Here is a 21,216-nt window from a genome sequence, read left to right as displayed (position 1 = left end):
CTAGCGGCCCGGCGCGACGGCGACGGCGAGGTGCAGCGTCACCGGACCGATCAGGCCCGAGGGCCGCAGCGCACCCTCGTACCGGTTGGCGCTGCTGTTCGTGACGCCGACCTCGAGCGTGTTGCTCCCGGCCCGGGTCGCCGCCGCCGGGACGGTGCAGCGCTGGGGCGCCCAGAACAGCGCCGCGACGGGCGTGCCGTTGACGCGGACGTCGGCGTTGTCGCCGACCGCACCCAGGTCGAGCAGGAGGTCGGTCGGTTCGGCGAGGGTGAAGGAGGTGGCGTAGGTCACCGCGCCGGCGAAGGTCTCCCAGGCCGGGTCCGCGGTCCAGTCGCCCGCCGGAGCGGCGGGGTCGCTGCGCCACGGCGCCAGGGCGACCGGGGCGCCCGGCTCCCGGGGCGGCGGCGCCGGCGGCGTGCCCTCCGGCACGGCGTCGGTGAGCCAGATCGCCCCGCGCCGGGGCAGCGTCAGCGGGCCGTCGACCGCGGTGATCGTGCCCGTCCAGGGGTCCCAGGCGGCGCCGCCGGCGGCGACCGTGATGGGGTCCTCGCCCTCGTTGGTGAGCAGGGCGGCGTCCGTGTCGCCCAGGCGCCCCGACCGGACGCGCAGGTCGGCGCGCTCCCCGGACAGGACCGGCGGGCCGGACGGCGCGAGGTCGCGCCACCAGTCCGCGCCCTCGGCGACGATGATCCGCGCCTGCGGCGCGGCCGCGCGCACGGCGTCCGCGTCGCCGGGCAGCGCGACGACGGCGTCCACGGCAAGCGCGGCGAGCGCCGGGAGGCCGGCGTAGACGAAGCCGACCTGCCGGGTGTGGAGCGGCGCGACGGCGTCGGCCGGGACCCGGTCGCCGACCACCGCCACGGCCACCGTCGGACGCTCCTGGAGCGCCTGGTTGAGCAGCGACAGCCGCGCCAGATAGGACACGAAGGTCGGCAGGTGCGGCCACCAGGCGTTGGCCAGGCCGAGGTCCGGCTCGGACTCGAACGCCCGGTTGTCCCGCACCGAGGCGAACAGCGCGTGCAGCAGGAACGCCGTCGTGCCGCGGACGGCCAGCCAGTCGGCGATCCACTTCATCTCGTCCAGGCTGAGCCGCCAGCCGTAGGCGCCGTACACCTCGTTGACGACGGGGGCGACGTCGGCGGGGTCGGCGAGCCGGCGCAGGACGGCCGCGCTCGAGGCCGTCCGCGGCCCGGCCGACTCGGGGCCGGTCAGCGCGGAGGCGCCGGGCAGCACCCAGCGCCACACGGTGTCCTGGCCCGGCCAGGTGAAGGCGTCCAGGGCGGCCATCTCGTCGGGGCGCTCCGGGTGGCCGGTCAAGGCGAGGCCGTGCGCGTCGCACCAGGCGCGCTGCGCGCCGTGGTAGACCGTCGCGACCCGCTCGGCGACGACGGCCTCGTGCAGGGCGTGGACCCTGGTGTCCGGGGTGAAGGCGTCGGCCAGATCGACCAGGACGTCCTCGACCGGGGTGCCCGCGGCGGCGGCGAGCGCGTGCTCGAGGCCGGGCGTCCACGCGATCGCGCCGGGGCGCGGGTTGCGGCCCGACGGCGCGGGCTCGTCGGTGAACAGGGCCACGATCGTGGTGCCGAACCAGGCGCCGAGGTGCTCGGCGTAGGCGTCGTGGGTGAGCCGCAGGAAGGCGGCGACCGCTTCGGGGTTCATCAGATCGGCGGACGCGGGGGCGAGCGCGGACTCGTCGTCCTGCCAGGCGTGCGCGCCGCGGATCGTGCCGCCGCTGGGGGCGTCGAAGAACGCCTCCACGGTGACGGTCCCGGTCCCGTGCTCGGCCGCCGAGACCCGGACCAGGCCCGCGGCGTCCGGGGTGACGAGGTGGCGGACGCCTGCGGCGTCGGTGAGGACGGTGGCGACGCGGCGGTCCCACAGCGAGCGGCCCGGGTTGGGGCGCAGGTAGGCCACGCCGCCCGGCGACAGTTCGGCCTCGGCGGTGGTGCGCACCAGGCAGCGGGACGCGAACTCCGGGTTCTCGGCGACGACCGCGCCGTTCGCGGCGCCCGAGGGGTAGGACGCCTCGTCGTAGAGCACGACGCGCAGCCCCAGGGCGGCGCAGTGCGCGACCACGCCGCGCATCAGATCCCACCAGGCGTCGGTGAGGTAGCCGATCGACTCCGACAGCCCGATCCGGGCGCACGGGCACACCGTCCCGAAGCCGGCCGCGGCGAAGGCGTCCAGCTGGGCGGTCAGCTCGGCCAGGGGCGTGTCGTCGTTGAGGAACCAGAACGCCCACGGCCGCGCCGCCACCGGCGGGTCGGCGAACCCGGCGGCGAGCTCGGCCGGCGTCATCAGGACGGCTCGGGCACGAGCGCCGCGATGGCGGCGTCGTCGAGGGTGCCGTCGGCCACGATCAGGCGGTAGCGGCGCCGCACCGGCACCGGCACGACCTCGCTCCAGGCCAGGGCGGTGCCCAGTCCGTCGAAGTCGCCGTGCCGGACGAACCAGCGGTCGGACGCCGCGGCCTCGGCGTCCAGGTGCGCCATGACGATCGTGACCGGGGCGCCGGCGAAGGAGCCCGACCAGGCGAGCCAGGGCGCGGTGCGGCCGAAAATGGCCTCGACTCCGGAGAAGCCGGGCCCCCAGATCCGGACGTCCTCGCTGGGCCGCAGCCGCAGCTGCCAGCCGCCGTAGCCGACGTCGCGTCCGTTGGTGCCGGGGCCACCCAGCGTCACGGGGGCGCCGGTGGGGGATTCCAGCGCGAGGTCGGCGTCCAGCACCCACGCGTCCTCGCCGGCGCGGTGCCACGCGAGGTGGCGGGTCTCGGTGAGCTCGACCGGCGCGATGGGGTGCTCGAGCGGCTCCACGATCGGCCCCGCCCAGGTCAGCGTCTCGGTGAGGCTGTGGTCGGTGCGCTCCAGCCAGTCGGTGTGCGTGATGGCGCCCTGGTCGCCCAGCCAGGTGTAGCCGCGGTCCCGGACGTAGGTGCGGCCGCCCCAGAAGTTGACGCCGTCGACGTCCTGCATGGTGAAGGCCAGCCCGCAGTGCCAGTCGTGGTCGGCCGGGTGGGAGTCGGTGATCATCACGCCGGCCAGCGTCCGGATCGGGTGCAGGTAGGGGCGCGGGCTCGACGTGGGGATGATGTCGGAGCCGTCGGCGTACTCGGCGACGACGCGCCCGTCGATCTCCAGGTGCGCGAGCGCCGTGCGCGGCCGCCACACGGCCACGGCGTCCGGGTCGCCCCAGGGCGCGCCCGCCGCCGCGAAGCCGTTCTGCTGGGCCAGCGCCTGGTCCATCCAGTACTCGACGTCCTTGAGGATCGGGTAGCCCTCCAGGCCCTCGCCGCGCCAGGTGACGTAGCGGTCGGGGATCGGCAGCGGCGCGGGCCGGTCCTGCGTGGCCTCCAGGACGCACATGAAGCCGATGGTGTCCTGCAGCGGCACCAGGGCCTCGGCGCCACCCTCGAGGTGGTCGACGAAGTTCTCCAGCAGGTCGGTGCGCGCGAACGTCTCGTGCGTGGTGACGCCGTCGACCTGCAGGTGCAGCACGTCGTCGGTGTACTCGTACGTGGCGGTGCCGCGGGTGCCCACCACGGTCACCATGGCGGTGCCCTGGTCGGGGGCCACCAGCGTCAGGGCGGCGCACACGGGCGGGCCGTCGACCAGGTCGATCCGGACGAACGAGGTGTCGTCGGCCTCGATGTCGTGCACGTGGTACATCTCGGTGGTCACCGAGGCGATGTCGTCGATGTCGGTGACGCCGGCGACGACGAGCGCGGTCGCCAGGGAGTGGGCCAGGGGGTTGGTGACGACGCCGTCGGCGATCCGCTTGCCGTCCAGGGTGCGGCGGCCGGCCCACGGCGCGCGGGCGTAGTAGGCGCGCTGCCGCAGCCAGGCGCCGCGGGCGTTGATCCCCACGATGTCGCCCAGCGTCCCGTCGGCCACCAGCTGGCGCAGCCGCGCCACGCCGTCGGAGCCGAGGCTCTGGAACCCGATCTGGACCTGCTTGCCGGTCTCCTTGATGGCGCGGAGCACCTGCCAGAACTCGGCCAGGGACGCGAACGGGGGCTTCTCGAGGAAGACGTCGGCCCCCGCGCGCATCGCCTCGGTCGCGAGCGCGCTGTGCGTCCCGATCGGGGTGGCGAGGCTGACGATGTCGGGGGAGTGCCGCTCCAGGAGTTCGGTCAGCGAGGGGTACCAGGCGACGTCGCGGTCCTCCAGCGGGCCGCCGGGGTCGGCGGTGGCGACGAGTTCGATGCGGCCCATGCCGGCGAGCCGGTCGATGCGCTCCATGTGGATCCGGCCGAAGCCGCGGACGCCGACCTGGGCGATGGTCGTGGTCACAGGGTCCTCCAAGCGTGGGAATGCGTTTACCCGCCACACTAGCGCAGGCCGTCCCGGGGGCGGCAGGGGTTGCTGCGGAGTGCCCCCAGCCCGCCTCTGCGTGCCTCTGCGCGGCCGATCACCCACGGGAGTTCGTCGACCCGGGACCCGGTCGGGGGCTGGGCATCGCCCGGACGGTCCCACCGCAGCGGACCGTCGGTGGGTGCTGGCAGGATGAAGGGGTGGAGACGACAGCCCCGTTGTTCGGCGCGGTGACGCTGGTGAGCGGCCCCGAGGCGCTGCTGGCCGAGCGCGCGGTGCGAGGCCTGACCGAGCGCGCCCTCATCGAGCGGCCCGAGGCGGGCGTCACGATGCTGGACGGTTCGGGGCTGGACGCCTCGGCGCTGAACGAGGCGACCGGCGGCTCGCTGTTCGCCTCGGACGCGATCGTGGTCGTCAACCCGATCTCCGAGGTGACGCCCGACCTCTACGACGCCCTGGCGGGCTACGCCACGGCCCGGATGGACGATCTCGCGCTGGTCCTGGTGCACCCCGGCGGGGTGAAGGGCAAGCGGCTCCTGGACGCGTTGAAGAAGGCCAAGGTCGCCACCATCGACTGCCCGACCATCAAGGCCTGGGAACTGGCGCAGTTCGCGGCGAACGAGGCGCGGCGCCAGGGCGGCCGGATCGACGCCGGCACCGCGGCGCGGCTCGTGGAGTCCCTCGGCTCGGACGCCCGCGCGGTCGCCGGGGCCGTGCGGCAGCTGCTCGACGACGCCGACGACCGGGTCATCAGCGAGGCGGCCGTCCGGCGCTACTTCACCGGCCGCGCCGACGTGACGAGCTTCACCGTCGCCGACCACGTCATGGCCGGGCGGCGCAACGAGGCGCTGGGCGCGCTGCGCTGGGCGCTCGACACCGGGGTCGCCCCCGTGCTGGTGACGAGCGCGCTGGCGACCGCGCTGCGGCAGCAGGGGCGCTACAGCGACCTCGCGGGGCAGCGGATGCGGGACGGCGACGTCGCCCGCGAGATCGGCGTCCCGCCGTGGAAGGTCAAGGACCTGGTGCGGCTCTCGCGCGACTGGACGCCGCGCGGGCTCGCCGACGCCCTGGGGCGCGTGGCGGTCGCGGACGCCGCGGTCAAGGGATCGGCGGCCGACCCGGCCTTCGCCCTGGAGCGGCTGGTGCTGGAGGTGGCCGGGCTGCGGGGGCGTCGGCCCGACTCCGGGATGGGGCGCTGAGGGGTCCGCGGCGGCGCGCGGCGGCGTCCGAGGGGCTCCCCGGAGCCGATTTGGGCGGCGGCCGGGGTCGCTGGTAATGTAGGCCATCGCGTCCGTCGTGGGCGCACTTCTAGATCGAACCTGAACCGAAGGCTTGCCCGTGGCGAACATCAAGTCCCAGAAGAAGCGGATCCTCACGAACGAGAAGGCGCGTCTGCGCAACAAGGCCGTGAAGTCCACTCTCAAGACGCACATTCGCAAGTTCCGCGAGGCCGCAGAGGCCGGCGACGTCGCCAAGGCGCAGGAGCTGGCGAAGGTCGCGTGCCGCGAGCTGGATGTGGCCGTGAGCAAGGGCGTCATCCACAAGAACCAGGCCGCGAACCGCAAGTCGGCCGTGGCTTCGGCTGCCGCCGCGCTCTGACGAACTCCCGCGACGTCGCTCCGCCCTCAGTGGCCGGGGCGACGTCTCGTCGTACCCGCACACGGAGCACCAGCACTCGGAGAGGGGCCGTCGCGTGACCACGCCGCAGCCTGGGGCCACACCCCCGCAGATCATCCGCAACTTCTGCATCATCGCCCACATCGACCACGGCAAGTCGACGCTGGCCGACCGCATGCTGCAGTTGACCGGGGTGGTCGACGAGCGCTCGATGCGCGCCCAGTACCTCGACCGGATGGACATCGAGCGCGAACGCGGCATCACCATCAAGAGCCAGGCCGTGCGGATGCCCTGGCAGGTCGGCGGCGTCGACCACGTCCTCAACATGATCGACACCCCCGGCCACGTCGACTTCACCTACGAGGTCTCCCGCTCGCTCGCCGCCTGTGAGGGCGCCGTGCTGCTCGTGGACGCCGCCCAGGGCATCGAGGCCCAGACGCTGGCGAACCTGTACCTGGCCATGGAGGCCGACCTCCGGATCATCCCGGTGCTCAACAAGATCGACCTGCCCGGCGCGCAGCCGGAGAAGTACGCCGAGGAACTGGCTTCCCTGGTCGGGTGCGAGCCCGACGAGGTCTTCCGCGTCTCCGGCAAGACCGGCCTGGGCGTCCCCGAACTGCTGGACGCCATCGTGGCGCAGATCCCGGCCCCGGTCGGCGATCCCGACGCCCCCGCCCGCGCCCTGATCTTCGACTCGGTCTACGACACCTACCGCGGCGTCGTCACCTACGTCCGCGTCGTCGACGGCGAACTGAAGCACCGCGAGCGGGTCGCGATGATGTCGACGCGCACCACCCACGAACTCCTCGAGGTCGGCGTCATCAGCCCCGAGCCGCTGCCCAGCAAGGCCATCGGCGTGGGCGAGGTCGGCTACCTCATCACGGGCGTCAAGGACGTCCGGCAGAGCCGCGTCGGCGACACCGTGACGCTGCAGCACGCGCCCGCCACCCAGGCGCTCGCCGGCTACAAGAACCCCAACCCGATGGTGTACGCGGGCCTGTACCCGATCGACGGCGGCGACTTCCCCGAGCTGCGGGAGGCGCTGGAGAAGCTGCAGCTCAACGACGCCGCGCTCACCTACGAGCCCGAGACCTCGGGCGCGCTGGGCTTCGGCTTCCGCATCGGCTTCCTGGGCCTGCTGCACATGGAGATCGTCCGGGAGCGCCTGGAGCGCGAGTTCAACCTCGACCTGATCTCCACCGCGCCCAACGTGGTCTACAAGGTGGTCATGGAGGACGGCACGCAGCACCAGGTGACCAACCCCAGCGAGTTCCCCGAGGGCAAGATCGCCGAGGTCTGGGAGCCCGTCGTCAACGCGACGATCCTGACCCCGACCGACTACATCGGCACCATCCTGGAGCTGTGCCAGCAGCGCCGCGGCCTCCAGAAGGGCATGGACTACCTGTCGTCCGACCGCGTGGAGATCCGCTACACGCTGCCGCTGGCGGAGATCGTCTTCGACTTCTTCGACGCGCTCAAGAGCCGCACCAAGGGCTACGCCTCGCTCGACTACGACGAGGCCGGCGAGCAGACCGCCGACCTGGTCAAGGTGGACATCCTGCTGCACGGCGAGCCGGTGGACGCCTTCAGCTCGATCGTCCACAAGGACGCCGCCTACAGCTACGGCCTCGCGATGGCCAAGAAGCTCAAGGAGCTGATCCCGCGCCAGCAGTTCGAGGTGCCGATCCAGGCCGCCATCGGCGCCCGGGTGATCGCCCGCGAGACCGTGCGCGCGATCCGCAAGGACGTCCTCGCCAAGTGCTACGGCGGCGACATCAGCCGCAAGCGCAAGCTGCTGGAGAAGCAGAAGGAGGGCAAGAAGCGGATGAAGATGGTCGGCCGCGTCGAGGTCCCCCAGGAGGCGTTCGTCGCCGCGCTCTCCACCGGCGAGTCCCGCGACCCCAAGTAGCCCGGAGCTCGCCGCGGTTCTGCGTGGGGTCGCCCGCGTCTGCGACGGCCCGCCCGCGTTTGCGACGGCGCGCTCGCCCTTGTGACGAGTCGCCCCCGTTCGCGTCGCGTCGCCCCCGTTTGCGGCGAGTCGCCCGCGTTTGCGACGAGCCGCCCGCGTTTGCGACGAAGCGCTCGCTCTTGTGACGAGCTGCCCCCGTTTGCGGCGAGTCGCCCCCGTTGAGGCCAGTTGCCCACGCTGCAACGGGGGCGACTGGCGCTAACGGGGGCGTCTTCGGAGTGGAGGCTTAGGGCCAGGCGGTGGGGCTCCCGCATCCCATGACGAATCGCCCTTGTTGTGACGGCCCGCCCGCGTTTGCGACGAGCCACCCGCGGTTTGCGACGAGCCGCCCTCGTTCGTGACGAGCCGCCCCCGTTCGTGACGAGCCGCCCCCTTTCGCGACGAGCCGCCCCCGTAGACGCCAGTTGCCCCCGCAGGAACGGGGGCGACTGGCGAAAAAGGGGGCGGCTGCTCGGCGCACCGATGGTCAGGTCAGTGGTGCCAGCTGTCGCGCTGCTTGCTCATCATGAACGCGGAGCGGGTGCGGTCGGGTCCGCGGCCGGAGGCGTCCGAGCGGCCGTCTCTCCAGCACGAAAAGCGCGTCTGTCAGGCGCGGCGGAACTCCGCGGTGATCGGGCACTCGAACGGGTCGCGGGCCGCCAGGCCGACCCGGTTGAGGTAAGCGATCACGATGCCGTAGGAGCGCAGCAGGCTCGTCTCGGTGTAGGGCACCTCGAGCTCCGCGCAGAACCGGCGGACGATGACGCGGGCCTTGGCCAGGTGCGGACGCGGCATGTTCGGGAACAGGTGGTGCTCGATCTGGTAGTTCAGGCCGCCCAGCAGCGTGGTGGCCCACCAACCGCCGGAGATGTTGCGCGACGTGCGGACCTGCTTGGAGAAGAAGTCCAGGCGGGCGTCCTTGTCGATGACGGGCATGCCCTTGTGGTTGGGCGCGAACGAGGCGCCCATGCAGACCCCGAACACCGCGAACTGGACGCCCAGGAACGCGAACGCCATCCCGAGCGGCAGGAGCAGGAACACCGGGATCATCAGCGCCGCGAACCGCGCCGCGATCATCGACAGCTCCCACCAGCGGTGCTTGACCCGGCCGCGCGAGAGCAGGTGCCGCAAGCTCTGGACGTGCAGGTTCAGCCCCTCGAGCGTCAGCAGCGGGAAGAACAGCCAGCCCTGCCGCAGCGTGATCCAGCGGATGAGGCCGCGCGCCCGGACGGCGTCCTCCTCCAGGAACGAGATGGTGTCGACGGCGACGTCGGGATCCTTGGAGACCCGGTTGGGGTTGGCGTGATGCCGGGTGTGCTTGGAGTCCCACCACGAGAAGCTCATCCCGATCAGGCCGGCCAGGACGCGGGCGAGCCGGTCATTGGCGGGTGCCGAGGCGAGGATCTGCTTGTGGCCGGCCTCGTGCGCCAGGAACGCCACCTGGGTGAGCAACAGGCCCAGGCCGGCCGCCATCAGCAGCTGGAACCAGCTCGGCCCCAGCAGCACGAAGCCGGTCCACACGCCCCCGAAGCCCAGGAGCAGGATCGCGCCGACCAGGACGTAGAACCAGCGGGCCCGGCGCAGCAGCCCCGCCTCCTTCACCGCGGCCGACACTTCGGTGTAGGCCCGGATCAGCGGCGGGTAGGTGGTCGCGTCGGCGTACCGCTGCCAGGAGCGGGCGGGGGCGCGGGTGGCGGGGGACGGTGTCAGGGTCACGATCGGGCGCCAATCTGTGCAGGGGCCGCCGTGGGCCCTGTCCTAGCCAAAGGCCACTCGCCGATCGCTGCGCCAAGACTAGTCGGCACCCGGAGTCGCGGCATCCGCGTCCGAGCCGGAAGACGCCTGATCACCGGGTGAGGACGCGGCCGCGTCGGGCAGTTCGATGACGATCCGGCCGGACTCCAGGTCGACCGGCTTGCGGCCCGAGCCGGCCTGGTCGGTGCGGTGCACCAGGACCTTCTGGAGCTCCTTGAACTCGCGCCAGTGCCGCAGCCCCGGCTCGAAGACCTCCATGAAGCTCATGGCGCCAGCCTAGGCGCGCCTCCGGGGCGCCACTAGGCATCCGCGTCCCCCGGGAGCGCCGCGCGGGCCAGCGCCAGGTTCTGGATCGCGGCCAACGCGAACTGCGCGGCCCCGTTGGTCGAGACCCCGGGGGCCTCCCGGACGGGCGCGAGCACGGTCGGGCCGTCCTCGACCCGGACTCCGAGCGGACGCCCCGGGCGCAGCCGGTCGTGGGGGATCGAGTCGCGCGGGGACAGGAACGCCGACCACGCCAGGTCCGCCAGCGCGGGGTCGGCGTCGTGGGCTCCGGCCCAGGCCGCCAGCCGGCTGTGCGCCTGCGCCAGCGGGACGCCGTCGGCGGCGGTCGCGGCCCGCGGGTCGTCGTCGCGGGTGAGGTAGTGGCGGCAGTAGCGCGCCCACGCCTCGGCGAAACCGGGCTGCTCGTGGGGCGTCCCGGCCGTGAGGTCGATGACCTCGGCGCACACCTCGACCAGGCCGAACACGGCCGACAGGTGAGAGACCGAGCGCTGGTCCGGGGCGGTGTCGAACCGGCCGGTCGCCAGGTCGAGGCGCGCTTCGCCGGACAGGAACCCCTGCGGCAGGGCGCCGATGTCCGCCATCGTGCCCAGGAGCTTGTCGCGGCAGCGGGCGCGCACCGCCTCGTCGCCGACGCGCTCCCAGCCGGTGAGCCACGCCGAGGCCAGCGCGCTCCAGTCGGTGCCCAGGCCCACCGACACCGCGTGCGGGTCCATCACGTAGCCGTCGTGGCGGACCTTGCGGGTCGGGTCGAGCGCCAGGAACGTCCGCTCGGCGTCCACGAGCTCGGCCAGCAGGTCGCCGACGCGCTCGTCGGCGGTCAGGTAGAAGTGGATCCGCCGGTACACCGCCGAGCTGATCCGCAGCTGCTTGGCCGAGCAGCCGAAGTGCTGCACGTTGTGGCGGCTGCCGAGCCCCGCGAACCGGCCGACGTGGTGGACGTCGACCTCGCCGGTGTGCCGGGACATCGCCTCGGCCATGCGGAACACGTCCGCGCGCCCGGTGCGCAGCAGTTGCAGCCAGAGCCACAGGTCGGTGGACAGCTCGGAGTTGTCCCAGGCGTACCCGCCCACGTCGTAGCGCCACTGGTGCCGGTCGGGGTCGTAGGCGTGCATGACGTCGCCGAAGTCCCAGAACCCGTACCAGCGCCGGTCCTCGACCTGGCCCGCGTAGAACGCGAACAGGCCGTCCAGCAGCGCCTCGAGCTCGGACGCGGCGGCGTCGGCCGGATCGATGGGCAGCCAGTCGCCGAACACCCCACAGGCGGCCAGGTGCGCGGGCGTGGGCATGACGACGACGGGATCCTCGGTCGCGAGCGCGTCCGCCGCGAGCGCCTCGGGCGTCGGCGTCCCGGCGTGGGCGAACAGCCGCAGCTCGGCGGTCCGGGCGATGCCGTGCGGGTCGCCGAAGCCGGGTTCGTGGTCCTCGTAGGTGATCTCCAGCGCGTCGAGCTGGTCGGCCCACGTGTCCTGCCCGAGCCCGTCGTGGTAGAACCTCAGGTCCATCGCCGGCGCCTCGGGCGACCACAGCCACGAGGTCAGGCTCGCGGCGTTGCCGCCCATCCCGCGGATGTCGACGCCGACCGGGTGGGTCTGCCAGAACGAGCGGCGCCCCAGCGCGACGCCGCCGACGGTGTCGCCCGCGTAGGCGAAGCCGCTGGAGCGGGTCGATCCGGGGATCGGCACCCAGGCGTGGCCGGGTCCCGTGCGCTTGCGCAGCGTGAAGCCGTCGGGGCTGAGTTGGGCGAGCGACCAGTCGTTCCAGACCGGAATCCAGCGCAGCCGGTCGCCGACGGTCGCCGGCCAGCCGGACGGGTCGTCGAGCGGCCGCCCGGCCACCTGCGCGGCGCGGCGCTCGGCACCGGGGTCGCGGCGCAGCCCGGTGATGCCCAGGGCCGCCTCGCTGAGGAACCCGACGCGGCCGTCGTGGATCGGCCCCGACAGCCGGACGTGCCGGTTCCACGGCTCGGCGCGCAGCGGCACCTGGACGCGGACGCCCAGCCCCGCCAGGAAGTCGGTGGCGGCGTCGCCGTCCCAGACGAACGTGTGCTGCACGAGCACGTCGGGGCGGCCGGCGCCGAAGATCAGCCGGACGCGGAACGGCAGCCAGGCGTCCGAGCCGCGGGCGGTCGCGCCGTCGGGGTGGTGGGCGCCGGTGAGCAGCAGGACCGCACGCGCGGGGCCGTCCTGCTCGACGACCACGCTCTCCACGCGCCCCGACCAGTCCTCGCGCGCCGGCCGGGCGCCGTCGTCGTCGGGGCCGTCCTGCCACAGGCTCACCAGGGCCACGTCGCGCCCGACGAGCCGGCCGTCGACCTCGACGCGGTCGATGAGGTGGCGTCCGGGAGCGACGTGCCAGGCGCGGGTCGCGTCGGCGACGATCCACCCGTCTCCGGACGCCGTGACCCGCAGCGCGTCGGCGCCGTCGGCCGCCCCGGGCGTGTGTCCGTCGGCCGGGCCGGGTGCATCGCCTTCGGCCGCGCCGGGTCCGTCACCGTCGGCGGGATCGGGTCCGTCACCGTCGGCGGGATCGGGGGACGCCTGCCCCGCTGCCGGAGGGGCTCCGACCGGAGGGGCTGCGACCGGAGGGGCTGCGACCGGAGGGGACGAGACCGGAGGGGACGCCGCCGGATGGGCCATGACCGCGAGGGCGCCCGCGGGCAGCCCGGGGGAGCTGTGCCCGGTCCACTTCCACGACCCGTCGGGCCAGGTGGCCAGCGGCCAGCTCTGCACCGGGTGGGGCGCGCCGTCGGCGTCCAGGGTGAAGGACGCGCTGGGCCGCACCGCGCCGCGGGGCCAGCACACGCCCCACGTGGCGGCCTGGTCGCGGGCGGGGGTGACGCGGTGGAGCGGAGCGGTGACGGTCATGCGGGGGGCGCCTCCTCGGCGCGGTCGGTGAGCAGCGGCGCGAGGGCGGCGGCCACCATCTCGGCCACCTCCAGCGCGCCGGGGAACGAGAAGTGGGTGTCGTCGGCGATGCCGTCGGGGTACAGCGGATGCGCGCCCGCCGGGAAGTGGGTGAACAGCGCGCGGGACGCCTCGGGCCCGAGCTCGGCGTACCGGGCCGCCGTGAGCGGCGTCAGGTCGATGCAGGCCACGCCCAGGTCGGCGGCGACGTCCCGGGTCGCCTGCGGGTAGTCGCCGTGCGTGGCCTTGACGGTGTCCCCGTCGAAGTGCCGTCGCTCGACGGAGGTGGCGAGCACCGGGGTGAGCCCGTGGGCGCGTGCCTCGGCGACGAAGGCGCGCAGGCGGTCGCTGAACCCGCCGCGGGCGGCGAGGACGTCGGGCTGCTTCTGGTCGTTGTGGCCGAACTGCAGCACGACGGTGTCGCCGGGCCGGGACGCCTGCAGCAGCGCGTCCCACAGTCCCTCCTCGCGGTAGCTCGCCGTGGTGGCGCCGCCCTTGGCGGTGTTGAGCACGCCCACGGTGGCCGGTGGCAGCCCGGCGGCGCCGCGGGCGTGGTTCACGCGGGCGTTCAGCGGTCCCGCAAGGTGCGCGCCCCAGCCCGACATGGGGGTCTCGCCGGCGGGGCAGGACGCCACGGTCGAGTCGCCGCCCAGCAGGACGGCGGGGGAGCGCCGCGTCACCCCTTCACCGAGCCGATCAGCATGCCCTTGGCGAAGTGCTTCTGCAGGAACGGGTAGACCATCAGGATCGGCAGGGTCGCCACCGCGATGATCGCGAACTTCAACCCCTGCTCCGGCGGCACGTAGTTCGGGTCGAGGTTGCCCAGCGCGTCGGCCGACACGGTGACCTGCCGGACGAACATCTGCAGCGTCCACTTGGAGGTGTCGCTGATGTAGAGCAGCGGCGACATGTAGTCGTTCCAGATGCCGACGGCGTAGAACAGCGAGAAGGTCGCCAGGATCGGCTTGGACAGCGGCAGGACGATCCGGGCGAACACCCCGATCTCGGTGCAGCCGTCGATCCGGGCCGCCTCCTGCAGTTCCTCGGGCAGCTCCTGGAAGAAGTTCTTCACGATGATCAGGTAGAACGGGCTGATCGCCGCGGGCAGGATGAGCGCCCAGTAGGAGTCCAGCAGCCCGAGCTGCTTCACCACGAGGAACGTGGGGATCATGCCGCCGCCGAACACCATCGTGAAGATGACCAGGTTGAGCAGCGCGTTGCGTCCCGGCAGGCCGCGCCGCGACAGCGGGTAGGCCATGAGGAACGTCAGCGCGACCTGGACGAGGGTGCCGACGAGGGTGACCCCGATGGTCACCACCAGCGAGCGCACGAACGTGTTCGTCGAGAAGATGAACTCGTACGCGCCCAGGTAGGGCTTCTCGGGCCACAGGAAGAAGCCGCGGTTGATGATCTCCGACTCCTGGGCGAACGAACCGGCCAGCACGTAGATGAACGGCAGCAGGGTGAGCAGCGCCAGCCCGATGAGGATGACGACGTTGAGGGAGTCGAAGATCCGGCTCCCCGGCGTGTTGTAGGTGTTGTCGCGTGCCATGTCGACGCCCCTTTCAGAAGAGTCCGGACTGGCCGAACTTCCGGGCCAGTGCGTTGGAGCCGAAGATGAGCACGATGCCGACGAGCGCCTTGAACAGGCCGACGGCCGTGGAGTAGGAGTACATGCCCTGGGTGATGCCCATCGTGTACACGTAGGTGTCGAAGACGTCGGCCACGCTGCGGTTCAGCGAGTTCGTCATGAGGAAGATCTGCTCGAAGCCGGTGTCCAGCAGGTTGCCGGTCATGAGGATCGCCATCACCACCACGGTGCTGCGGATCGCCGGCAGCGTGACGTGCCACATCTGACGCCAGCGGTTGGCGCCGTCGATGCGGGCCGCCTCGTACAGGTTCGGGTCGACGCCGGTCAGCGCGGCGAGGTAGATGATCGTCCCCCAGCCCGTGCCCTTCCAGATCGACTGCAGGATGATCAGCGGCCGGAACCACTCGGGGTCGGCCAGGAAGTCGACCTGCATCCCGAATGCGCCGGCGACGAACTTCGTGATCGGCCCGGGATCCAGGCCGAACAGCAGGAACGTCAGCGACGCGACGATCGTCCACGACAGGAAGTGCGGGATGTAGATCGAGCTCTGCACCGCACGCTTGAGCCAGGTGATCCGCAGCTCGTTGAGCAGCAGCGCCACGAGGATCGGCGCCGGGAACACGATCACGATGTGCAGCCCGGCCAGGATCAGCGTGTTCGCCAGGATGCGCGGGAAGTCCGGCCCCGAGAACAGCGCCTCGAAGTGCTTCAGCCCGACCCAGGGGCTGCCCGAGTAGCCGAGGAACGGCAGGAAGTCCTGGAAGGCGATGGTGATGCCGTACATCGGCAGGTACTTGAACAGCGCGAAGTAGAGGACGCCCGGGATGAGCATCAGGAACAGCCAGCGGTACTGGACGAACCGGGCGCGCATTGACACCGGGCGGCCGGCCGGGGCGCGGCGCTTTCGACCGCGCGGGCGCTGTTCGAGGTCGCTGTCGACCTCCTCGACGGCCAGGGCCTGCTCGGCCAGGCTGTCGGGGTTCATGGTCTGGGCCATGGGGGGCTCCTCAGCAGGAGGGGACGGGGGAGGGTCGTGGGGGACGCGCCGGGCGCGTCCCCCACGGGCGCGTCAACGCTTGGCGTACAGCTCGTTCATCTCCTTGATGACCTGGTCGCCGCCCTCGGCGTGCCAGCGCTTCACCTCGGCGTTGTACTGGTCCTCGGTGAACTGGCCGGCGATGAACTTCAGCCGCGCGTCGACCAGGATCTGGTTGAGCTGGGCGCCCTTGGACACGAAGGTCTCCGACACCAGCGCGTTGGCCGGGTTGTGCACGGCCGTCTTCATATCCTCCTCATGGATGGCGAGGCGCTTGAGGTAGAAGGCCTCCTCGTCCGCGGTGGACGGCTTCACGGTGTAGGCCTCGTAGCCGGCGGTGTTGGTGCCCAGCTGCGCGAACGACTTGGTGTCGGCGTTGATGACGTCGGCGTCCCCGCCCTTGATGGTCACCGACCAGTCGCCGTCGACCTTGAAGCTGACGTCCTGGATGCCGTTGTTCTCCAGGATCTGACCCTCCTTGGAGGCGAGCTTGTCCAGCGTGGTGAGGATGTCGTCCAGTTCGGCCTCGGTGGGGACCGACTGGCGCGAGATCGCGAGGAAGCCCGCGTAGCCGAGCGTCGGGTAGGAGCGCTTCTCGCCGTCGGGGCCCTTGAGGTTGCCGGTCATGTCGACGTAGGAGGCGAAGTTCTGGGCGTCCTGCTGCTTGAACAGGCCCATGATCGCGGCGGCGCGGGACGAGACGTCGATGATGATGCCGCCCTTGCCCTGCACGAACGGGTCGTTCCACTTGGTGGCGTCCATGGAGGCGTAGTCGGGGTTCACCAGCTTCTCATCGACGAGCTTCTTGAAGAACTTGGCGGCCTCGAGCGCCTCGGGGGTGTCGACCGTGGGGACGAGCTTGCCGTCCTTCTCGCCCCAGCCGTTCGGGGCGCCGTACCAGGTCTCCATGACGTCGTAGGGGCCCGCGTTCTGGTAGCCGCCCCACTTGGGCAGGATGAGCCCGTAGGTGTCGGCCTTGCCGTTGCCGTCGGGATCCTGGGTGGTGAACGCCTTGGCGATCTCGTACAGGTCCTCGGTCGTCTCGGGCATCTGCAGCCCGAGCTTGTCCAGCCAGTCCTTGCGGATGATCACCGCGGTGCGCATGGGGTCGCGCAGGCGCGGCACGCCGTAGTTCTTGCCGTTGATGGACGCGTTGAGCTGCATCGCCTCGTTCTCGGCCTTGAGGTGGGGCCACTTGCCGGAGTTCAGCTTCTCGGTCAGGTCCCAGAACGCGCCGGCCTGCGCCGAGCGGACGAAGCCGGGGGCCTTGTCCTGGATGACCATCACCTCGGGGATGTTGTCGGCGGCCAGCGTCACGTTGGTGCGGTCGCCGTAGGCGGAGTTCGGCACCCAGGTGATGGCGAGCTTCTTGCCGGTGAACTCCTCGATCTTCTTGTGGAGGATGCCGTCGCCGGCGGGGGCCTGCTGATCCAGGACCGGCCCCATGACCGTGATGGTGGCCAGGTCCTCGGTGTCGGCCTGTTGCGGGGCGCCGCCGCAGGCGGCCAGGGAGACGCCGAGGGCGGCGCTCAGAGCCACGGCGAGCAGCTTCTTGGGGGTAGGCACGTCGTTGTCCTTTCGGTGGGGGGACGAGGTGTCGTACTGGTGGGGGGACGAGGGGGTCGTGCTAGGAGAGATCCAGGGGGCGCGAGGGCAGCGTCGCGACGAGGTCGGGCACCTCGGGGCCGTCGGCGAGCCGCTCCTCGTTCTCGTCGAACGCGCTCAGCGCGACGCGCGAGCCGACCAGCACCCACGCGCCGGCGGCCACGAACACCGCGATGGCGGGCGACCAGGTGGCCAGGAAGGCGAGGCCGGCGGAGAGGAACAGCAGGATGATCGAGGCGAGCGGCTTGCGCGCCACCAGGGCGAGTGCCAGCAGCGTGTAGCGCGGCCAGGGCATCGCGTAGTGCGCGTACAGCGCCGGGAACCAGGCGACGGCCGTCGCGATCGCGAGCGCGGCGGCGATCGACGCGATCGCCCACCCCAGGCCCAGCGGCGCGGCGAAGGTCAGGTTGGCCGCCGCGATGAGGGCGAGCCCGGCCAGCGGCGCGGCCGCGCGCGTGGCGGGCACCAGGTCGGCGCGCCAGGTGGGCCAGAAATCCCGCCACGGCCGGACGAGGTCGCCGCGCCGGTCGGCGCGGGCGAGGGCGGCGGCCGCCGTCAGGGAGGGCGCGAGCCCGAACAGGACGCCGCCGGCGAGCGTGCCGAGCACCATCAGGCCCTGCAACTGCAGCGCCAGCAGGACGGCGTTGCCGGCCTCGTAGGCCCGCTCGGCCCAGGTTCCTGATCGCGAGATCGGGGTGGTGGTTCGCGTCATCGCGCGCCGCCTCTCGTGTGGGGTGACCAGGCGACAGTAACTATGAAACGTTCCAATTGGCAAGGGTTCTGGCGAAACTAATCCGAACCGATCCGGTCCCGCGCGCGGACGGTGCCCGCGAAAGGCCTAGCCCAGGCGGTGAACCTCGAGGTTGGCGTACTCCGCGATCAGCGGCGCCATCTGGCGGAAGCCCACGCGGCCGCCTGCCAGGCGCGGCCCGCCCGGGGCGTCCTCGTCGCGCCAGCGGAACAGGGTCAGGCCGTCGATGGCGAAGCTCACGTCACCGTCGGCGACGGTGACCCGGACGCGGTAGGGCGGGTCGGCGTCCAGGGCGCCGGGCAGCGGGTCCGCGCCCTGGGCGACGAGGTGGAAGCCGGGCGACTTGCGCAGGTTGCAGGTGTGGAAGCGGCGCTCGGTCGGCCACATCCGCCGGAAGTAGGACACGTGATAGGCCGCGATGTCGGAGCTGTGGTACTGGTCGTAGGGGCCGGTGCGGGCCTTCAGCGAGGGGTCGAACAGGTCGCGGCCCTCCGATCCCACGGCGTGGAAGAACAGGATCGCCAGCCCCGGCTCGGTGAGGGGGTGGAAGTCCCAGCTGATCTCGATGCCGTCGCCGAAGGACTCGTCGCACCAGAACACCAGGTTGGCCGCCTGGCCCTCGTCCGGATGCGCCAGGCTCTCCAGACGGAGACGGCCGCGCGGGAAGCCCACCACGCCGGGACCCTCCATGCGGAAGCCTGCGACGTCGTCGGGGGTGGCCAGGGGATTGCTGTAGATCAGGGAACCCATGGCGCCCCATTGTGGCGCAGGTTCCCGGCGCCGCCCCGCGGGCTACCGCAGGACGGTCGCGGCGCCGCGACCGCGGCGGGTGAGCCACCAGGCGGCCAGGACGCCGCCGAGCACGCCGCCCAGGTGCGCCTGCCACGAGACGCCGGGCATGGTCGGGAACACGCCCCAGAGCATGCCTCCGAAGAAGCCGAACACGGCGGCGGAGACCAGGATCTGCACCCAGTTGCGGGCGAACAACCCCCGCACCAGCAGGAACCCGAGCCAGCCGAAGATCAGCCCGGACGCGCCCGCCGTGACGGTGTAGGGCGCCGACACCAGCCAGGCCACCAGGCCCGACACCACGATCGAGCACAGGGTCGCGACCCAGAAGTCGCGGCGTCCGGTCATGCGGACGAGCACGCCCAGCACCAGGAACGGCACGGAGTTCGCGATGAGGTGGTTGAACCCGAAGTGCAGGAACGGGGCCGACAGGATCTGCGGCAGTTCGGTGACGTCGCGCGGGCTCACCCCGAAGGTGTCGAGCGCGCCGCCGGTGACGGCGTCCACGCCCTCCAGCAGCCACAGCAGCGCGAGCCACGAGCCGATGAAGAAGAACGAGGCCACCGCGCCGGGGCGCCGGTCGATCACCACCGGGGCGGGCGCGGAGAACTGTCCCTGCTGCCACGAGCTCGGGGCCGGCGCAGGGGACTGCCAGGGTCCGGTCGGGATGCTCATGCCACCCAGTGTGCCCGGCGCCGGCGAGGCACACATCAGCTCCTAGGATGAGATCCATGAGCCTGTTCGCCGTCCAGTACACCTACATCGACGACACCGCGCGCCGCGACGAGGTGCGCGCCTCGCACCGCGCCCACCTCGGCGAGCTCGCCGACGCGGGCACCGTGGTGTTGTCCGGCCCGCTCGCCGGGCGCGAGGGCAGCCCGGACGCCGCCCTGATCGTCGTCCGCGCCACGTCGGAGGAGGACGCCCGTGCGCGCCTGGCCGAGGACCCGTTCCAGGTCAACGGCATCGTGGCGCACGTGGACGTCCGCGGCTGGAACCCCGTCCTGGGCGAGCTGTTCGCCGCGCTGGGCTGATGCGCGCCGACCTGCGCGCCGAGATCGGGATCATCGGAGGCTCCGGCTTCTACTCGTTCTTCGCCGACCCCGTCCGCGTCGAGGTCGACACCCCGTTCGGGCCGCCGTCGGCGCCCGTGACGCTCGGCGAGGTCGCCGGGCGCCGCGTCGCGTTCCTGCCGCGCCACGGCGAGCGGCACCAGCACGCGCCGCACCTGGTCAACTACCGGGCCAACCTGTGGGCGCTCAAGGCGCTCGGGGTCGCCACGGTGCTCGCGCCGTGCGCCGTCGGGTCGCTGCAGCCGACACTGCCGCCCGGCACGTTCGTGGTCCCGGACCAGGTCGTCGATCGCACCCACCGCCCGGGCCACACCGTCTGGGAGACCGAGGGCGGGGTGGTGCACGTGCCCTTCGCCGACCCGTACTGCGCCCGCACCCGCGCAGCGTTCCTGGCCGCCGCCGACGAGGCGACGCCGCTGACCGACGGCGGCACCCTGGTGGTGATCAACGGGCCGCGGTTCTCCAGCCGCGCCGAGTCGCAGTGGCACGCCGCCAACGGCTGGTCGGTCGTCGGCATGACCGGGATGCCCGAGGCGTCCGTGGCCCGCGAGTTGGCGATGTGCTTCGCGACGGTCGCCTGCGTCACCGACAACGACGCCGGCCTGGAGGGCGAGGCGGGCGTGACCGCCGCCGACGTCAAGGCCGTCTTCGCCGGCAACATCGAGCGGCTCAAGGGCCTGCTGGCGCGCACCGTGAGCGGGGCGCCGTCCGGCGAGTGCGCGTGCCATCACGCCTTGGACGGCCTCCCGCTGCCGTTCCCGCCGCCCGCGGTCGGCGACGGCGTCCGGGAGCTGACGTGACCGCGCACCGGGCCGCGCCCGAGGCGTCCGATCGGATCCCGACGGGCCCGCTTCGCCCGTCCGGCGGGGTGCGTGCCGAGGGTCGGGGGAGCCGATGAGCCCCTCCGCGCTGCCCGAGGGCGAGCCGGCCCCCACCGACGGGGCGCTGCCGGCCGAGGCGCTGGCCGGCCAGGAACGCCGCCGGCTCTCGGCGTACGTGCACGTGCCGTTCTGCGCCACCCGCTGCGGCTACTGCGACTTCAACACCTACACCGCCGCGGAGCTGGGGGCCGCGCCCGGGGCGTCCCAGCGCGGCTACCTGGACGCGGTGCGCGCCGAGATCGACCTCGCCGCGGGCGTCCTGGGCGAGCCGCGGCCGTTCAGCACCGTCTTCTTCGGCGGCGGGACGCCGACGCTGCTGCCCGCCACCGAACTCGCCGGGCTGCTGACCGCGCTCAAGGGCAGGTTCGGGCTCGCCCCGGACGCCGAGGTGACCACCGAGGCCAACCCCGACTCGGTGACGCCGGCCTACCTCGAGCGCCTCGTCGAGGCCGGCTTCACCCGGATCTCGTTCGGGATGCAGAGCGCCGTGCCGCACGTCCTGGCCACGCTCGAGCGCACCCACACCCCGGTCGCGCCCTGGACGCCGTCGCGTGGGCTCGCGCGGCCGGTTTCTCCTCGGTCAGCCTGGACCTGATCTACGGCACCCCCGGGGAGTCGGTCGAGGACTGGCGCACGTCGATCGAGGCGGCACTGTCGGCGTCCCCGGACCAC

At 72.6% G+C, this 21,216-nt stretch carries 18 protein-coding genes; 6 read left to right on the top strand and 12 right to left on the bottom strand.

The genetic code is table 11. From position 1 onward, the window contains the following. Both G7070_RS00640 and G7070_RS00635 read right to left on the bottom strand, forming a co-directional pair. Window positions 1-2,298, bottom strand: coding sequence for a hypothetical protein (locus G7070_RS00640; RefSeq protein WP_166231007.1), 2,298 nt, complete (start codon window positions 2,296-2,298; stop codon window positions 1-3). After that, a complete protein-coding gene (locus G7070_RS00635) occupies window positions 2,298-4,289 on the bottom strand; it encodes a DUF6807 family protein (RefSeq protein WP_166231004.1) in 1,992 nt (663 codons plus the stop codon). The genes G7070_RS00640 and G7070_RS00635 overlap by 1 nt, the downstream gene beginning before the upstream one ends. A 221-nt stretch (window positions 4,290-4,510) precedes the next feature. Here G7070_RS00635 and holA point away from each other — a divergent pair, with 221 nt between their 5' ends. The 3 genes from holA (at window position 4,511) to lepA (ending at window position 7,836) form a co-directional block, all read left to right on the top strand. After that, on the top strand, window positions 4,511-5,509 hold the full coding sequence (gene holA, locus G7070_RS00630; protein ID WP_246227199.1) for a DNA polymerase III subunit delta: 999 nt from the start codon (window positions 4,511-4,513) through the stop codon (window positions 5,507-5,509). Between the two features lie 139 nt (window positions 5,510-5,648). Then, window positions 5,649-5,909: a 30S ribosomal protein S20 gene (rpsT, locus tag G7070_RS00625; protein WP_166230998.1), complete on the top strand. Its 261-nt coding sequence runs from the start codon at window positions 5,649-5,651 to the stop codon at window positions 5,907-5,909. Window positions 5,910-6,003: 94 nt separating this feature from the next. Further along, on the top strand, window positions 6,004-7,836 hold the full coding sequence (gene lepA, locus G7070_RS00620) for a translation elongation factor 4 (protein WP_166230995.1): 1,833 nt from the start codon (window positions 6,004-6,006) through the stop codon (window positions 7,834-7,836). Between the two features lie 645 nt (window positions 7,837-8,481). Here lepA and G7070_RS00615 read toward each other — a convergent pair. The 10 genes from G7070_RS00615 to G7070_RS00570 all read right to left on the bottom strand — a co-directional run bounded on the left by G7070_RS00615 (window position 8,482) and on the right by G7070_RS00570 (window position 19,265). Continuing rightward, window positions 8,482-9,591 carry a fatty acid desaturase family protein gene (locus tag G7070_RS00615; protein ID WP_246227198.1) on the bottom strand — a complete coding sequence of 370 codons (1,110 nt, stop codon included), beginning with the start codon at window positions 9,589-9,591 and terminating at the stop codon, window positions 8,482-8,484. A gap of 78 nt (window positions 9,592-9,669) precedes the next feature. Further along, window positions 9,670-9,897, bottom strand: coding sequence for a DUF6191 domain-containing protein (locus G7070_RS00610; RefSeq protein WP_166230993.1), 228 nt, complete (start codon window positions 9,895-9,897; stop codon window positions 9,670-9,672). A gap of 32 nt (window positions 9,898-9,929) precedes the next feature. Beyond that, entirely contained in the window at window positions 9,930-12,779 is a 2,850-nt protein-coding gene (locus tag G7070_RS00605; RefSeq protein ID WP_166230990.1) for an exo-rhamnogalacturonan lyase family protein, read from the bottom strand. Beyond that, window positions 12,776-13,498, bottom strand: a complete 723-nt coding sequence (locus tag G7070_RS00600; RefSeq protein ID WP_206079869.1) for a rhamnogalacturonan acetylesterase — start codon at window positions 13,496-13,498, stop codon at window positions 12,776-12,778. The genes G7070_RS00605 and G7070_RS00600 overlap by 4 nt, the downstream gene beginning before the upstream one ends. Next, entirely contained in the window at window positions 13,495-14,370 is an 876-nt protein-coding gene (locus tag G7070_RS00595) for a carbohydrate ABC transporter permease (protein WP_166230987.1), read from the bottom strand. The genes G7070_RS00600 and G7070_RS00595 overlap by 4 nt, the downstream gene beginning before the upstream one ends. Before the next feature lie 13 nt (window positions 14,371-14,383). Further along, complete coding sequence (locus tag G7070_RS00590) at window positions 14,384-15,406, bottom strand: ABC transporter permease (protein WP_246227197.1); 1,023 nt, start codon at window positions 15,404-15,406, stop codon at window positions 14,384-14,386. 72 nt (window positions 15,407-15,478) lie between these two features. Continuing rightward, a complete protein-coding gene (locus tag G7070_RS00585) occupies window positions 15,479-17,011 on the bottom strand; it encodes an extracellular solute-binding protein (RefSeq protein WP_166230984.1) in 1,533 nt (510 codons plus the stop codon). A gap of 61 nt (window positions 17,012-17,072) precedes the next feature. Then, window positions 17,073-17,762, bottom strand: coding sequence for a DUF624 domain-containing protein (locus G7070_RS00580; protein WP_166230981.1), 690 nt, complete (start codon window positions 17,760-17,762; stop codon window positions 17,073-17,075). Window positions 17,763-17,888: 126 nt separating this feature from the next. Continuing rightward, entirely contained in the window at window positions 17,889-18,551 is a 663-nt protein-coding gene (locus G7070_RS00575; protein ID WP_166230978.1) for a DUF1961 family protein, read from the bottom strand. Window positions 18,552-18,593: 42 nt separating this feature from the next. Then, on the bottom strand, window positions 18,594-19,265 hold the full coding sequence (locus G7070_RS00570; RefSeq protein WP_166230975.1) for a rhomboid family intramembrane serine protease: 672 nt from the start codon (window positions 19,263-19,265) through the stop codon (window positions 18,594-18,596). A 56-nt stretch (window positions 19,266-19,321) separates the two neighbouring features. Between G7070_RS00570 and G7070_RS00565 the strand changes: the two genes are divergently transcribed. The 3 genes from G7070_RS00565 (at window position 19,322) to G7070_RS19495 (ending at window position 21,139) form a co-directional block, all read left to right on the top strand. Next, a complete protein-coding gene (locus G7070_RS00565) occupies window positions 19,322-19,624 on the top strand; it encodes a YciI family protein (RefSeq protein ID WP_166230972.1) in 303 nt (100 codons plus the stop codon). Continuing rightward, window positions 19,624-20,463 (top strand): S-methyl-5'-thioadenosine phosphorylase, encoded by an 840-nt coding sequence (locus G7070_RS00560; RefSeq protein WP_166230969.1) that lies wholly within the window; start codon window positions 19,624-19,626, stop codon window positions 20,461-20,463. The genes G7070_RS00565 and G7070_RS00560 overlap by 1 nt, the downstream gene beginning before the upstream one ends. A gap of 94 nt (window positions 20,464-20,557) precedes the next feature. Next, window positions 20,558-21,139, top strand: a complete 582-nt coding sequence (locus G7070_RS19495; protein ID WP_348981477.1) for a radical SAM protein — start codon at window positions 20,558-20,560, stop codon at window positions 21,137-21,139. Window positions 21,140-21,216 lie beyond the last annotated feature (77 nt).

It is taken from the genome of Propioniciclava coleopterorum (genome assembly GCF_011393335.1).
Classification (GTDB): Bacteria; Actinomycetota; Actinomycetes; order Propionibacteriales; family Propionibacteriaceae; genus Propioniciclava; species Propioniciclava coleopterorum.
This window is presented reverse-complemented; position numbering and strand designations above follow the sequence as displayed.